Below are 14,316 nucleotides of genomic sequence, written 5' to 3'. Positions count from 1 at the left end.
GGATGGAGTGGGTGACGGCGCTGCTGACGGACCACAAGCTGCCGGTCGGCAGGACGGCCAAGGTCGTCTTCGACTGGCTCAAGGCCAACGCGGCGCCGTTCTTCGATTCGGTCGCGGCGGCGCTGGAAGGGCTGATCGCCGCCTTTGAACGCGCGCTGGAGTTCCCGCATCCGCTGGTTTTCACCGCGCTGGCCGCGGCGCTGACCTGGGCGATCCGCCGCAACCTGGGCACCTGCCTGCTGGTCGCGGCGGGGCTGCTGTTCATCCTGAACCAGGGCTATTGGGACGAAACGATGCAGTCGCTGACCCTGGTGCTGGCGGCGGGCGTGGTCTGCATGGCGGTGGGCGTGCCGCTGGGCATCGCCGCCGCCCACCGGCCGCGGCTGTATTCCTGGATGCAGCCGGTGCTGGACCTGATGCAGACGCTGCCGACCTTTGTCTATCTGATCCCGGCGATCGTGTTCTTCGGCATCGGGGCGGTGCCGGGGCTGATCGCAACCGTCATCTTCGTGCTGCCCGCGCCGATCCGCCTGACCCATCTGGGCATCGCGTCGACCCCCACCGAACTGGTCGAGGCGGCGCGATCCTTTGGCGCCACCCCCCGCCAGCTTTTGTGGAAGGTGGAACTGCCCAGCGCGCTGCCTCAGATCATGACCGGGCTGAACCAGACCATCATGCTGTCGCTGTCAATGGTCGTCATCGCGGCGCTGGTCGGCGCGTCGGGCTTGGGCGTGCCGGTCGTGCGGGCGCTGAACAGCGTCAACACCGCGATGGGGTTCGAAAGCGGCTTCGTCATCGTCGTCGTGGCCGTCATCTTGGACCGGATGCTGAAGTTCGGGGGCCGGGCATGAACGCGGTCGAGTTCGAGGACGTCAGCATCGTGTTCGGCGACCGCCCGCAGGCGGCCCTGCCGCTGATGGACCAGGGGCTGGACCGTGGCGCGATCCGCGCCGAAACCGGGCAGGTGCTGGGCGTCCACGACTGCCGGCTGGACGTCGCGCAGGGCGAGATCGTGGTGCTGATGGGCCTCAGCGGGTCCGGCAAATCGACGCTGCTGCGCGCGGTCAACGCCCTGAACCCCGTCTGCCGGGGCCAGGTGCGGCTGCTGGCCGACGGGCGCATGGTCAGCGTGACCAACGCCGACGCGAAAACCCTGCGCGAGATCCGCCTGCGCCACGTGGCGATGGTGTTCCAGCAGTTCGGCCTGCTGCCCTGGCGCACCGTGCGCGAGAACGTGGGGCTGGGGCTGGAACTGGCGGGGATGGCCAAGGCCGAGCGCCGCGCGCGGGTGGACGACCAGCTGGCGACCGTGGGGCTGGCCGACTGGGCCGACCGCCGGGTGGGCGATCTGTCGGGCGGGATGCAGCAGCGCGTGGGCCTGGCCCGAGCCTTCGCGACCGAGGCGCCGATCCTGCTGATGGACGAGCCCTTCAGCGCGCTGGACCCGCTGATCCGCGCCCGGCTGCAGGACGAGTTGCTGGAACTGCAGCAGAAATACCGCCGCACCATCATCTTTGTCAGCCACGACCTAGACGAGGCGTTCAAGCTGGGCAACCGCATCGCCCTGATGGAGGGGGGGCGCATCGTGCAGGTCGGCACCGCGCGCCAGATCATCCAGAACCCGGTCAGCCACTATGTCGAGGAGTTCGTAGCCCACATGAACCCGATGGCCGTCCTGACCGCAGCCGACCTGGCCGAGCCGGGCGAGGCCGCGGGCATACCGCTGCCGCGAGAGATGCCCGCCCGCGAGGTGATGGCCGCGCTGTCGGGGACCGAGGCGCTGCCGCTGGCGGGCGGCGGCCGGATCACGCGCGGATCGGTGCTGGAACGGCTGATCGACCCGCGCCGCTGACGGCCCGCGCTGCTGACGACCCGCGCCGCTGACGGTCCTAGTGCGCGGCGAACTGCAGGCTGTCCACCGGCAGCTCCATCACCGCCTGCAACGGCTGGTCGCCGTCCTCGGAAAAGCCGAAGACGTGCAGCGCCTCGCCGTGCAGGACCAGCCGGCAGAACCGGCCCGGCTGCGCCATCGCGGGCGGGCAGTCGGCCAGGTCGGCGTGATCGACCGTCGCCTCGAACGTGGCATAGTTCATCACCGCCATCGGCACGGGCCGCGCCGGGGCCAGGTTGATGGGGGCCGCGACGTGTTCCGTCTGCGGGCCGGTCTTGTATTCGCCGGGCTGCGAGGCAAGCGCGGGCGCGGCAAGCAGGCACAGGGCAAGGGTCAGCTTGGGGGTCATGCCGGAAACTCCTTGGCATTGCGTGCGATTGACTTACTGAAATACTAGGATTCTGGGAACGCGACATTTTGGCAGCGCCGCCGCGCCCCCGCGCCCCCGCGCCGCCGGGGGGGCATGACGCCGGGTCGGGTCACGTCCAGCTTTACGCTGCCGCCCGCTTGGGGCATGACGTCAACCCTGCCCCTTGAACAACAGCCGCCAGGACGCCCGCATGACCCGTTTTGCCGCCCCCATCGCCGAGCAGATCTGGGACATGAAATACCGCCTGCGCGACGCCGACGGCACGGCGCTGGACGGCTCGGTCGAGGAAAGCTGGCGCCGCGTCGCCCGCGACCTCGCCAGCGTCGAGGCCGACCCCGCCGCGTGGGAGGAGCGGTTCTACGCCGCGCTGGCCGATTTCCGGTTCCTGCCCGCGGGCCGCATTCTGGCCGGCGCGGGCACCGGCCGCAGCGTGACGCTGTTCAACTGCTTTGTCATGGGCACCATCCCCGACAGCATGGGCGGCATCTTCGAGGCGCTGCGCGAGGCCGCGCTGACCATGCAGCAGGGCGGCGGCATCGGATACGACTTCAGCACCATCCGCCCCCGCGGGGCCGAGGTGAAGGGCGTCGCCGCCGACGCCTCCGGCCCGCTGTCCTTCATGGACGTGTGGGACGCGATGTGCCGCACGATCATGTCGGCGGGGTCGCGCCGCGGCGCGATGATGGCCACCATGCGCTGCGACCATCCCGACATTGAATCGTTCATTGCCGCCAAGCAGGACAGCGCCCGGCTGCGGATGTTCAACCTGTCGGTGCTGGTCACGGACGCCTTCATGGACGCCGTGCGCGCCGACGGCGACTGGCCGCTGCTGTTCGACGGCGCCGTTTACCGCACGGTGCGCGCCCGCGCGCTGTGGGACCGGATCATGCGCGCGACCTATGACTATGCCGAACCGGGCGTCATCTTCATCGACCGGATCAACGCGGCCAACAACCTGCATTACGTCGAACAGATCGCCGCGACGAACCCCTGCGGCGAACAGCCCCTGCCGCCCTATGGCGCCTGCCTGCTGGGGTCGATCAATCTGGCGCGGCTTGTCACCGACCCGTTCGGCCCCGAGGCCGCGCTGGATCTGGACGCGCTGGACGAGCTGGTGGCGACCGCGGTGCGGATGATGGACAACGTCGTGGACGCCAGCCGCTTTCCGCTGCCCCAGCAGGCGGCAGAGGCGCGGGCGAAACGCCGCATCGGGCTGGGCGTGACCGGGCTTGCCGACGCGCTGATGATGGTGGGCCTGCGCTATGGCGCGCCCGACGCGGTCGCGGCCACGGGTGAGTGGATGCGGCGGATCGCGCGCGCGGCCTATCTGACCAGCGCCGATCTGGCCCGCGACAAGGGGCCGTTCCCCCTGTTCGACGCGGACGCGTTCCTCGCGTCCGGCTTCATGCAGGGGATGGACGATGACGTGCGCGCGGCGGTGCGCACCCACGGCATCCGCAACGCCCTGCTGACCAGCGTGGCCCCGACCGGCACGATCAGCCTTTACGCCGGCAACGTCAGTTCCGGGATCGAGCCGGTGTTCGCCCACGCCTATACCCGCAAGGTGCTGCAAAAGGACGGCACGAGGACCGAGGAAGAGGTCGTCGATTACGCCGTCGCCCTGTGGCGCGAACGGATGGGCGACGCGCCCATGCCCGGCCATTTCGTGGACGCGCAGACCCTGTCGCCGCTGGATCATGTCGCCATGCAGGCCGCCGCGCAGCGCTGGGTGGACAGCTCGATCTCCAAGACGATCAACTGCCCCGAGGATATTTCCTTCGAGGATTTCAAGGGCGTCTACCTTGCCGCCTGGGACCAGGGCTGCAAGGGCTGCACCACCTATCGCCCCAACGACGTCACCGGATCGGTGCTGTCGGTCGCGGCGGACAAGCCCGCCGACACGGCCCCCGCGCCCGCCCCCGCCTATCTTGACGCGCCGATGGACCGCCCGCAGGCGCTGGAGGGCGCGACCTACAAGCTGAAGTTTCCGGGCAGCGAACACGCGATCTATATCACGCTGAACGACATCGTGGACGCGGGCCAGCGCCGCCCGTTCGAGGTGTTCATCAATTCCAAGAACATGGAGCACTACGCCTGGACCGTGGCGCTGACGCGGATGATCTCGGCCGTGTTCCGGCGCGGCGGCGACGTCAGCTTCGTCGTCGAGGAGCTGAAGGCCGTCTTCGACCCACGCGGCGGCGCGTGGATGGAGGGGCGCTATGTCCCCTCGATCCTGGCCGCGATCGGCGGCGTCATCGAACGCCACATGGTCGCCATCGGCTTTCTTGCCGCCGAGGGCGCCGGCCTGAAATCCGACCCCACGGCCGAAGCCGCTGCCGACCGCCCCCGCGGCCCCAGCTGCCCCGCCTGCGGCGCGCCCGGAATGCGGATGGTCGAGGGCTGCATGACCTGCCCGACCTGCGGCCACAGCAAGTGCGGGTAGGATGGGGGGGGTGTCCCGGCAGCGGATAAAGCTCTTTTGCCGGGCATAGTGCTTCCTTTCGCTCGGCAAAAGATTTCACCGGTCGGTCCTTGAGCAAACGGCATCAGAATACCCTCCCTCTGGCGGTCGATCTTCGGAAAGCTACCGGCGCACCTACGGCTGCCGCTTTCCCATTCAGCTGAATGAAGGTCATGTCTTGGGCGACCAGGCTGGCGGCTGTCCACACCGGCGAGCAGATCGTGCCCTTCCTCAACGACATCGAGCTTCCGCTTAATGAGATCCTGAAGGGGACCGACGAGGCGCTCAGCCGGCTCTGCGAGGTCACCGCTGCAGATTTTCCGCACCTGCGCCGGAACGCGATCCACTCCGCGGAATGGCGCAAATACGACCTGCGGGGCGCAGCCTTTTCGGCCGAGTTCGCCCGCGGTGAATCGACGGCCTTGTAGGCGGAATGCCTTCTTGAGGACGATGCGCTGGCCCCCCGCCGCGAGCCGCAAGGGTCGGCTGCTGTGGCTCGTGCGCGCCGTCCGGACCTGCCCTCGCCACTCACACCGCAAGATTGAATCGTATTCGTTCTGAGAGACGACTTCCCAGACACTCCCCATCAGATTTCTAGGGCCGGCGCTGGTCGGCCGCAATCTGCATCGATGACCGACCGTGGCAGGATGTTCGCTCAAGCTACACGGCCGCTCGGCTTATAAGCCGTATCCTCGGCTGGCTCAATAAGGCGTGCGAAGGCGAGCTTCATGGAACCGATCAACCCTTTGATCCTGCCTTCATCTTCGATGGCTTTCGCCAGATTGTTGCGAGCCTTGACGGCCAACGGGCCATCCAGAGAGAAGAGCGGGTCCAAGTCTGGAAGTTAGACGATGCTGCAGCAGTTTCTTCTGATAACTGATTCCAAGTCGAACCACGGCCTACGTGCGGTCAATGTTCTTAGGTGTATTCTATGGTAGCGGCACCCCGGATACTGGTCACAGCAACTAGGCCTGGATCGATTCCTTTGATCCCCAGCCTGATGTTTCCGAGCACACTGCAACTGAGCCGTCCATTACTGGGCGAATTACAGACGATGCAGTGACTGTATCTGCAACCACCATGATCCATGATGAAACTATTCTAATTGCATCGCGAGCTGGGGTTCGCAAAATCAACACCACTAAGAAATCTCCCTGCGCCAGTCAGGACTTCACCACCATTGCCAACGGAAGTTCACCTTGAATACATTGCCTGCGGGGTAATCGGAATAACGTCACGTCTCTTGCGCAAGGAACATCCATAAAGGAAATTCCAACTACTGATATGAACCCCTTGGTTCATCCCCGCGCGTGCGGGGAACAGACCCAGCCCCCCGACCAGTAACACGGGGGCACGGTTCATCCCCGCGCATGCGGGGAACAGTTCCGTTACGATCTGCGGCAGGGCTACCGCTAGGCGGTTTTCCAGCACCTCATCGCCCAGCAGCCAGGCTTCGGTCAGTTCCCAGTGCCGCGCGGCCTGCGGCTTACCCTCGCGGATCATCGCGCGGAAGCCCGCCCCGATCTTGCCCAGGTCATGGAGGGCAATCAGAAGAACAAAGGCCGCCTTCCATTCGGCGGGTAAAGGACTGGGGCGCAGCAACTGCTCGGCAACGGCGGCCACGTCGAGCATGTGATAAAGGGCAGGATGCTCTGGCCCGCCATCCCGCGCGCTTTTTCCCGGCCAGTCCAGCAGATGGGAAGACATGAAATCCTGTCTGTGACGCGATGCCGCCATTCCATTCACTTAGGCCGCCATTTTTCTGGAAGGAAAGACAACCCGCATCCAGCCCGCGATTTTTTGGATGGAATGTGCCCCGACCACCTTCGGCCCGTCTTGAAGGCACATATCCTGCATCAAACGCGGGACGTCGCGGCGTGCCCTGCGGGCTGCTTGCGCCGTGCCGATCGGCGGGCAACAGCCCGCCCGATCGGCCTGCGTCAGTTCCCGGCCGGCTGCTCCGTCCCGCCGGCGCTGTCCGGCGCGGTCGGCTCGCTGGCCGGGGCGTCGCCACCCTCGGCCTCCTGCTCGGCGGCCTCCTGGTCCGAGACGGGCTGATCGCCGGCATGATCCGCCGCCGCCGCGTCACCGTCAGCCGTGTCGCCGGGCGCCGCGTCCCGTTCCGTGGTTGGCGCTGCGCTGCCGCCGCCGGCCGTATAGACGAGGATCGCGCCGGGGTTTTCCAGCCCCCCGGCCCCCCTCGCCCTCGGGCGTCTGCACCCCGCCCTGCGAGTCGGTCAGCAGATAGATCGTGCGGCCGCCGTCCGCGATCTCGATGTCGCGCAGGCGGTTCTGGCCCAGGTAATACCGGGTGAACCCCGCCCCCTCGCCCGCCGCCGGATCGAAGGCATAGATCGATCCGTGCTTCAGCGCGGTGCTGAGCAGCCGTCCCCGCAATTCGGGCACCTCGCCGTCATACCAGGCAATCGACGACGGTCCGACGCTGGGGCGGCAGAAATAGCCGAAATCCTCGCAGCCGGGTATCGGCTCGCTGATGGTGAACATGGTGGCGATGGGGGCGACGTAATTGTCCGGCGCCTGCCATTCGCTTTCCTTCTGCTGCGGCACGCTGTCAGGTGCGCCCTGCGAGGGGCCGATCCATTCCAGCTGCTCGCACGGCTCGGACGCCTCGGACCATTGCGCATAAAGATAGAAATTGTCGTCCTGCTGCCCCGCGACATGCGGCCATCCATAATTGCCGCCAGCGCGGATCAGGTTGATCTCGTCGTCGGAATCCGGCCCGTGCTCGTTGGCGTAAAGGGTGCCGTCGGGCGCGAAGGCGATGCCCTGCGGGTTGCGGTGGCCATAGCTGAAGATGTGGCTGCGCACGCCCTCGATTTCCGGGTTGTCCTCGGGGATGCTGCCGTCAAGGTTCAGGCGCAGCACCTTGCCCTGATAGGCAAAGTAATCCTCGGACCCCAGTTGTTCGGCGGTGGGCAGGGTCTGGGACTCGATCGGGCGGCACCAGTTCGCCAGCTGGTTGTGGCCCATGTCGCCGACGGTCAGATAGATCATGCCGTCCGGCCCGACCTCCATCCGGCCCGAGTTGTGGTCGTTGTTCGCCGGAATGCCGGTCAGCACGTCGGTCGGGTTCGACAATCTGCCGCTGGCCGCGTCATGATCAAGCCGCACGACCTTGTTGAACATGCGGTGATAGGGGTCCGCCTCGTCGGGTCGCGTCCGATCGGTGCGCGCGTCGTCCCGATAAGTGAGATAGACGAAGACCTGCGGGTGCTGCCGAAGTCGGGGTGGAACGCAAATCCCATGACGCCGGTCTGGGCGCCGCTGGTGATCTCGGGCAGCTGGAACTCGTATGCGCTCTGCACGCTGCCGTTCTCGGGGTTGACGCGGCTCAGCCGGCCGGCGGTGCGCTCGGTCACCCACAGCCAGCCGTCGGGACCGACGCGCACCTGGAAGGGATTGCCGAGGCCCTGCACCAGAACCGACTTCTGGAACGGGAACTCGGCGGGGGTCACGTCCTGGGGGGACTGGGCGGCGGCGGGCGACATCATGGCGGCCGCCACCGCGGTCGAAAGGCAAAGGCTGGTCCAGAGGCGCATCGGAAAGCTCCTGTTCCGGGGACGCGCGGGGACAATCACGCGTGCAGCGCAACGCCGCCTGATGCGCCCGGTTCCCGGCGCGGCACGCCTGAGCGGCCGGGGATGGGCGCTGCATTGGCGGGGACCGCCGCTGCGGTGCAGGCGGAAGATGCCGATACGGTCAGGATGAGGCTGTCGGGTAGCCACACCTGTTGACAGCCCGCCAATACCATCCATATACCATCCACATGGATGGCAAATAGAGGCATGTTCGATGAGAGACCCGGTCCCTGCGGATAGCGAGAAGATCACGATCAACCTCGGGCATGTGGATCTGGGCCGGATCGACCTGCTGGTGCAGGAGGGGTTCTATTCGAACCGCAGCGATTTCATCCGCACCGCGATCCGCAACCAGCTGGCGACGCAGGGCGACGCCTTGGGTCGCGCCATCGAGCGGCACACGCTGGAACTGGGCCTGCGCGACCTGACCCGCGCCCAGCTTGAGGCGGCGGTGGCGGCCGGCACCGAACTGCACATCAAGGTCGTGGGGCTGGCGCGGCTGGCCCCGGACATCACACCCGAACTCGCCCGCGCCGCGATCGGCTCGATCACCGTGCTGGGGGCATTGCAGGGGCCTGCCGCCGTCAAGGCCGCCCTGAAGGACCGAACCCGCTGAGACGCGGCTGACAGGAGAGACATGATGGACCAATCCTTTGCGACGGCGATGCGCCGGGCGCTGGAACAGACACGCGCCGGCGATCCCGCCGGGGCCACGCGCACCATCCGGGCGGTCCTTGCGCCGGGCGCATCCCCGCCTGCACCCGCGCCTGCCCGCCGCCGCGATACGGCGCTGATCGAGGATGCCGAGATCGTCGAGGATCGGCCCCGCGCCGCCGCTGGCCGCGTGCGGCCCACGTCGCCGGACACCCCCCCACGGCTGCGGATGCGTCTGGGCGAGGCGGTGCGCGCGCTTCGCCACAAGGTCGCGATGCCGGGCCTGCCCGACACCGCCCCCGCCGCGCCGCCCCCGGTCCCCGAAGGCGCGCGGTATGAGACCCGCAGCCATTCCGGTCGGCACGGCCAGCGCGACTATCGGCTGTATGTGCCCGCGCATCTGCCCGACGGGCCGCAGGGGCTGGTTCTGATGCTGCACGGCTGCACCCAGAACCCCGACGATTTCGCGCGCGGCACCGGCATGAACGCGCAGGCCGAGCGGCACGGGCTGATCGTCGCCTATCCCCATCAGACCCGCGCCCATAACGCACAGGCCTGCTGGAACTGGTTCCGGCCCGGGGACCAGACCGCAACGTCGGGCGAGCCTGCGATCCTGGCGGGTCTCGCGCGCGAGGTGGCGGCAGAGTTCGGCGTTCCCGATGGCCGCATCTTTGCGGCCGGGCTTTCCGCGGGGGGCGCGATGGCCGCCATCCTGGGCCGCGCGCATCCCGAGCTGTTCGCGGCGGTGGGGGTCCATTCCGGCCTGCCGCCGGGGGCCGCCCATGACGTCGTCTCGGCGTTCGCGGCCATGCGCGGCGAACCCGCCGCCCCGGCAGGAAGGGCGGCCCCCGGCGTGCGCACCATCGTGTTCCACGGGACCGCGGACGCGACAGTCCATCCTGCCAATGCCGACGCCCTTGTCGCGGCAAGCGCGGACATCGGCGCGGGCGCAGCCGTCACGGAACGCGGGCACGGTGGCGGCCGCGCGTATCAGCGGCGGCAGATCCGCGCGGCCGACGGCCGGGCGATGGTCGAGCAGTGGACAGTGGATGGTCTCGGCCATGCGTGGTCCGGCGGCGATCCCTCGGGCAGCCACACGGACCCGTCGGGGCCGGACGCCTCGGCCGAAATGACGCGGTTCTTCATGGAGGGGCGCTGACGGCGATCATGCAGGCCGCGACCAACGGCGATGCGGGCGGCGGCCGCCGCCCCGACACCTGCCGCGCGGCCCCGTGGCGAAGGCGCTGATCGTTCCCGATCCTCGCGGCAGGAAACTCTCTTCCTCAGCTGTAATCTTCGCTCGCATTCTCTCCAAGGCTCCAAGCCAGGGAGTCGTCAAAGCCCGCGCAAAACGCCGTCAATGTCTTTTGCGCCAGTTGGGCGATGATCCTTGGCAGCGTCGAGAGCGAGGGATTGGGCCAGATTACAAAATACTCCAGCGGCGGAAAACGCGGATAGACATCCAGGACCTGCAGGCGTCCGTCGCGCAGCTGTTCCTGAATAGCGACGGGCGGCAGGACCGCGATTCCAATCCGGCCTTCGACCATGCCGATGGTGGTGGTCAGGGTGTTCGAATGATGAACGTTAACGTCCCCGGCGGGCGTGCCCAGATACTCCACAATGCGCTGGTGGGTCGGACTGGCGGGTTCATACGAAATGAGCGAATGGTCCAGCAATTCGGCCGACTCAATGCGTCCGGCGCAGCCCGGATAATCCGCGGCCGCCACCCAGAACATCCCGAAGCGGCACAGTGGCTGAACCCGCAGGTTTTGCGGCTCGGCCGGGGCAAAGCCCAGAATGATGTCCAGCTCGCGCCGGTCCAGCTTCTGTTGCAGCACCCACGAGCTTTCCGTCGCGATCGACACCTGCACCCGGGGAAACCGGTCGCGGATCGCATTGACCATGTCGGGCAGGACCGTCAAAGCGAAAGTGGGCAGAACCCCGATGCGGATGGTGCCTTCTGTCGGCGTGACCGGCGACAGTTCGGCAGTAAGCCGGTGCCAGGCCAGCACGATCTTGCGCGCCTCGCGCAGGAACACCTCGCCGTCTCGGGTGAGCGATACCTCACGCGCATCGCGGTCAAAGAGGCGAATGGCCAGTTCCTGCTCGATCGCGGCAATTCGGTTCGAGATGGCGGCCGGCGTGATGTTCATCCGCTCGGCCGTCATCCTGAAGTTGCGCAGTTCGGCCAGGTTCACGACGGTTTCGAGAAAGCGGATGTTCATGTCGATACCGTCGCAAATCCTGCATCCGCAGTTATCGCCTCAACCCGCGAGCTTGGCCAGAACCTTGGCCGAGGCGCCCGACACCTCGCCCAGCTTCACCTCGCGATCGCGCACCTGCGCCTCGCGTTTCTTGCCCGCAGCCTGAATCGACAGGGCGCGCCCGGCGACCTCGCGGACCTCTGCACGGGGCAGGACCAGAACGCCGCTTTCATCGGCAAGGATCGCATCCCCTGGCATGACCACCGCCCCGCCGCAGGAAATCGGAATGTTCATCCCGCCACCCAGATCATAGATCCGTGTCGTGATGGGCGACAATCCACGCGCCCACATCGGGAAGTCGGAATCCCGGATCTCGGACAGGTCGGTGCAGGGGCCGTCCACGATCCCCCCCGCCGCGCCCGACGCCTTGGCCGCGACGGTCACCCCCCCGCCCCAGCAGGCATGACGGTCATCCCCCAGCCGATCGACACACAGCACGTCGCCGGGTCTCAGCAGCCCGGCTGCATGATGCAGAAGCGTCGAATCCGACCCAGAGATCGCCAGCGTCACTGCGGTGCCGACGATGCGGCGCCCCGGCAACAGCGGCTGGATGCGGCGATCCATAAAGCCCCACAGTCGCCAGTGGCCGACCGTTGCGGTTTCCACATCGGCCAGCAGCGCCAGATCGTCAGCCCGCACCTGTTCGGGCATATCACGCACAACATACATCGCGCCTGCCCTCAGCCGCAGGCCAGACGGCGATGCTCGCGCACCGGAATGAGATTACGCACCCGCGAAAGTTGCGCCGGGTCGACGCGAGCCGTCACCCAGCGCGGCCCATCCGAGGCGCGCGCGACCACATGGCCCCACGGATCGCAGACCAGCGAATGACCATAGGTGGCGCGCACCACGCCTTCGGAGACGGTCTGGCCGGTCGTTCCGCAGGCGACGAAATAGGTCTGGGTCTCGATCGCGCGAGCGCGGGCCAGCACCTCCCAGTGATCCTTGCCGGTCTGCAGCGTGAAGGCGGCGGGCAGCACGATCATCTGGCAGCCGCGCTTTTCCAGTTCGAGGAACAGCTCCGCAAAGCGGATGTCGTAGCAGATCGCGCAGCCGACCGTCATACCGTCGACGTCATAGGTCACGATATCCTCGCCCGGTTTGATGGTCGCGGATTCCTTGTAGGCCTGCCCGTCAGGCGAGGTGATATCGAACATGTGGATCTTGCGATAAGCCGCGACCTCATTCCCGGCGCGGTCAAAGACGAAGCTGGTGTTATAGATCCGGTTCTCGCCCTCGACCTTTTCCATGATCGTGCCGGCATGGACATGGACCTTGTGCTCGCGGGCGAAGTCCTGTGCCATGCGATAGGCGTCGCCGCCGTGCGGCTGGGCGAGTTCCATCTTTTCCTGAACCGTGGTGCCCAGCAGTTCGAAATACTCGGGCAGCACGACAAGATCGGGCGCGTCGGACGCGAACGCCTGCTCCATCAGCTTCCTGGCGGTTTCCAGGTTGCGGGCGCGATCCTGCTGCGGGTTGGTCTGGATCAACGAGATTTTCATCAGTGACATCCTTTCTGCATTTCTTTTCAATCTGCCTTGGCGGCGTTCAGCATCGCGGAAATCCCGGCGCGAAGCGTCATGATCTGCGTGGCGACGATCAGCATGTCGGCACCTTCCTCGCGGGCGAAAGCGCGCTCGGCCGGGGTCCAGGCGGGCATGATCCAGGGCTTGCCAGCATCGCGCGCGGCGGCCGCGATCCGGCGCAGATCGACCCGATCCGCATCGTTGAAGGCGTAGGCGCCGCGTCCGCAGGCGAGCGCCAGATCAGAAGGGCCGGGGAACAGTCCGTCCACTGTGTCCAGCGCCGCGATGGCCTCGACCTCGGCAAGGCTCTCGGCGGTCTCGATCATCGCGTAGCAGGGGCGCTCGCGGTTCATTCGATCAAAGACGGAGCTGTCGGGTCGGGCGTAATCGAAGGCCCGTCCGCCAGCATAGGAGCGCACGCCCACCGGCGGGTATTTCGCCCCTCGCGTCACCTCGGCGGCATGTTCGGCGCCCAGGATATGCGGGATGATAACGCCGTGCGCCCCGAAATCCAGCGCCTGCTGGATCGCCTCGGTCGTGGGGGCAAGCACCTTGCACAGCGGCTCGAAGCCGAGCGCGCGGGCAAAGGCAAGGAACTGGTCCAGCGTGGACAGGTCGAAGGTGCCGTGCTCCAGCTCCACCACAAGGTGCCGCGCGCCGGAGACATGGGCAATCTCAAGAAAGCCGAAATGCGGCTGCGACATCCACAGCGCCAGCTTTTCGGTGGGTTCAATGGTCATCTCGCTATTCCCTTACTCGGATTTTCCGACCGTTCGCGACAGCCCGAGGGTGCGCTCGATCACGATGATGAAGGCCAGGGTGACGGCGATGATCGCGACCGACACGGCCGCAGCCATCGGATCGGTGCGGCTTTCGACGTAATCGAAGATCTCGACCGGCAGGGTCCGCAGGCGCGGGCCGGTGACGAAAAGCGAGATCACCACCTCGTCGAACGACATGAGGAACGACAGCGCCGCGCTGGCCACCAGGCCCGGCATCATCAGCGGCAGGGTGATGCGGCGGAACACCGTCAGCGGCGAGGCGCCCAGCATCGTCGCCGCCTCTTCCACCGACGGCGGCAGCGTCGAGAACGAGGTCATCATGATGCGGATGACATAGGGCGTGGTCACCAGCAGATGCGCGAGCGTCAGCCCGGTCCAGGTGCCCAGCAGCCGCCACCGGACGAACACCAGCAGCACCGCAAGGCCAAGCACGATGGACGGCAGCAACAGCGGGGCGGTGAACAGCGCCGCCAGCGCCTCGCGGCCGCGGAACTCGAACCGCTTCAGCGCATAGGCGGCCGGAATACCTGCTGCGAGACTGATGAGCGTGACCACGGTCGCCAGAGTCACGCTGATGCCAAGCGCCTTCACGAAGTCCCGGTGCTGGAACATGGCGACATACCATCTCACCCCCCAGCTTTCTGGCGGGAAGGTCAGGAACTGGTCGTTGCTGAACGACAGCGGGACCACGATCAGCAGCGGTGCCAGAAGAAAGATATAAAGCGCCAGCACCAGCAGCCGGAACGGAATGCTCATATGGCCGATCATC

The 14,316-nt window shown here is 66.9% G+C and carries 16 protein-coding genes and 1 pseudogene; 7 read left to right on the top strand and 10 right to left on the bottom strand.

Going from position 1 to position 14,316, the window contains the following annotated elements; translation table 11 throughout:
* Window positions 1–2: 2 nt before the first annotated feature.
* Window positions 3–851 carry a choline ABC transporter permease subunit gene (gene choW / locus EPA64_RS09300; RefSeq protein WP_134726036.1) on the top strand — a complete coding sequence of 283 codons (849 nt, stop codon included), beginning with the start codon at window positions 3–5 and terminating at the stop codon, window positions 849–851.
* The gene (choV, locus tag EPA64_RS09295) at window positions 848–1,852 is read left to right on the top strand and encodes a choline ABC transporter ATP-binding protein (protein WP_134726035.1); all 1,005 of its coding nucleotides are present in this window, start codon (window positions 848–850) and stop codon (window positions 1,850–1,852) included. The genes choW and choV overlap by 4 nt, the downstream gene beginning before the upstream one ends.
* A 37-nt stretch (window positions 1,853–1,889) precedes the next feature.
* Here the strand turns inward: choV and EPA64_RS09290 are convergent, their stop codons facing one another.
* On the bottom strand, window positions 1,890–2,240 hold the full coding sequence (locus tag EPA64_RS09290; protein ID WP_134726033.1) for a hypothetical protein: 351 nt from the start codon (window positions 2,238–2,240) through the stop codon (window positions 1,890–1,892).
* A 211-nt stretch (window positions 2,241–2,451) separates the two neighbouring features.
* Here EPA64_RS09290 and EPA64_RS09285 point away from each other — a divergent pair, with 211 nt between their 5' ends.
* The 3 genes from EPA64_RS09285 (at window position 2,452) to EPA64_RS17085 (ending at window position 5,602) form a co-directional block, all read left to right on the top strand.
* On the top strand, window positions 2,452–4,704 hold the full coding sequence (locus tag EPA64_RS09285; protein ID WP_134726031.1) for an adenosylcobalamin-dependent ribonucleoside-diphosphate reductase: 2,253 nt from the start codon (window positions 2,452–2,454) through the stop codon (window positions 4,702–4,704).
* A 182-nt stretch (window positions 4,705–4,886) separates the two neighbouring features.
* A complete protein-coding gene (locus EPA64_RS09280; protein WP_134726029.1) occupies window positions 4,887–5,150 on the top strand; it encodes a hypothetical protein in 264 nt (87 codons plus the stop codon).
* A gap of 191 nt (window positions 5,151–5,341) precedes the next feature.
* A complete protein-coding gene (locus tag EPA64_RS17085; protein ID WP_134726198.1) occupies window positions 5,342–5,602 on the top strand; it encodes a hypothetical protein in 261 nt (86 codons plus the stop codon).
* Between the two features lie 314 nt (window positions 5,603–5,916).
* On the opposite strand, the gene EPA64_RS16720 is transcribed toward EPA64_RS17085, so the two are convergent.
* The 4 genes and pseudogenes from EPA64_RS16720 to EPA64_RS17010 all read right to left on the bottom strand — a co-directional run bounded on the left by EPA64_RS16720 (window position 5,917) and on the right by EPA64_RS17010 (window position 8,231).
* The gene (locus tag EPA64_RS16720) at window positions 5,917–6,429 is read right to left on the bottom strand and encodes a CRISPR-associated endonuclease Cas3'' (RefSeq protein ID WP_246026697.1); all 513 of its coding nucleotides are present in this window, start codon (window positions 6,427–6,429) and stop codon (window positions 5,917–5,919) included.
* 384 nt (window positions 6,430–6,813) lie between these two features.
* Window positions 6,814–7,227, bottom strand: a complete 414-nt coding sequence (locus tag EPA64_RS16715) for a PQQ-dependent sugar dehydrogenase (RefSeq protein WP_246026704.1) — start codon at window positions 7,225–7,227, stop codon at window positions 6,814–6,816.
* Window positions 7,228–7,449: 222 nt separating this feature from the next.
* A pseudogene (locus EPA64_RS17015) lies at window positions 7,450–7,884 on the bottom strand (PQQ-dependent sugar dehydrogenase); the annotation flags it as partial.
* Window positions 7,797–8,231, bottom strand: coding sequence for a PQQ-dependent sugar dehydrogenase (locus EPA64_RS17010; protein WP_342773366.1), 435 nt, complete (start codon window positions 8,229–8,231; stop codon window positions 7,797–7,799). The gene EPA64_RS17010 and the pseudogene EPA64_RS17015, both read right to left, overlap by 88 nt.
* Before the next feature lie 304 nt (window positions 8,232–8,535).
* Between EPA64_RS17010 and EPA64_RS09255 the strand changes: the two genes are divergently transcribed.
* A complete protein-coding gene (locus tag EPA64_RS09255) occupies window positions 8,536–8,937 on the top strand; it encodes a CopG family transcriptional regulator (protein ID WP_134726023.1) in 402 nt (133 codons plus the stop codon).
* Window positions 8,938–8,958: 21 nt separating this feature from the next.
* Window positions 8,959–10,134 (top strand): extracellular catalytic domain type 1 short-chain-length polyhydroxyalkanoate depolymerase, encoded by a 1,176-nt coding sequence (locus tag EPA64_RS09250; RefSeq protein WP_246026696.1) that lies wholly within the window; start codon window positions 8,959–8,961, stop codon window positions 10,132–10,134.
* 124 nt (window positions 10,135–10,258) lie between these two features.
* Here EPA64_RS09250 and EPA64_RS09245 read toward each other — a convergent pair whose 3' ends face one another.
* The 5 genes from EPA64_RS09245 to EPA64_RS09225 are packed head-to-tail and all read right to left on the bottom strand — an operon-like array spanning window position 10,259 to window position 14,315.
* Complete coding sequence (locus EPA64_RS09245; protein ID WP_134726021.1) at window positions 10,259–11,200, bottom strand: LysR family transcriptional regulator; 942 nt, start codon at window positions 11,198–11,200, stop codon at window positions 10,259–10,261.
* Window positions 11,201–11,239: 39 nt separating this feature from the next.
* Window positions 11,240–11,908 carry an RraA family protein gene (locus tag EPA64_RS09240; protein ID WP_134726020.1) on the bottom strand — a complete coding sequence of 223 codons (669 nt, stop codon included), beginning with the start codon at window positions 11,906–11,908 and terminating at the stop codon, window positions 11,240–11,242.
* A gap of 11 nt (window positions 11,909–11,919) precedes the next feature.
* Entirely contained in the window at window positions 11,920–12,741 is an 822-nt protein-coding gene (locus tag EPA64_RS09235) for a carbon-nitrogen hydrolase family protein (RefSeq protein ID WP_134726018.1), read from the bottom strand.
* 26 nt (window positions 12,742–12,767) lie between these two features.
* Window positions 12,768–13,505: an aldolase/citrate lyase family protein gene (locus EPA64_RS09230; protein ID WP_134726017.1), complete on the bottom strand. Its 738-nt coding sequence runs from the start codon at window positions 13,503–13,505 to the stop codon at window positions 12,768–12,770.
* 12 nt (window positions 13,506–13,517) lie between these two features.
* Entirely contained in the window at window positions 13,518–14,315 is a 798-nt protein-coding gene (locus tag EPA64_RS09225) for an ABC transporter permease (RefSeq protein WP_134726015.1), read from the bottom strand.
* Window position 14,316 lies beyond the last annotated feature (1 nt).

This window comes from Paracoccus luteus (genome assembly GCF_004522155.1).
Lineage (GTDB): Bacteria > Pseudomonadota > Alphaproteobacteria > Rhodobacterales > Rhodobacteraceae > Paracoccus > Paracoccus luteus.
This window is presented reverse-complemented; position numbering and strand designations above follow the sequence as displayed.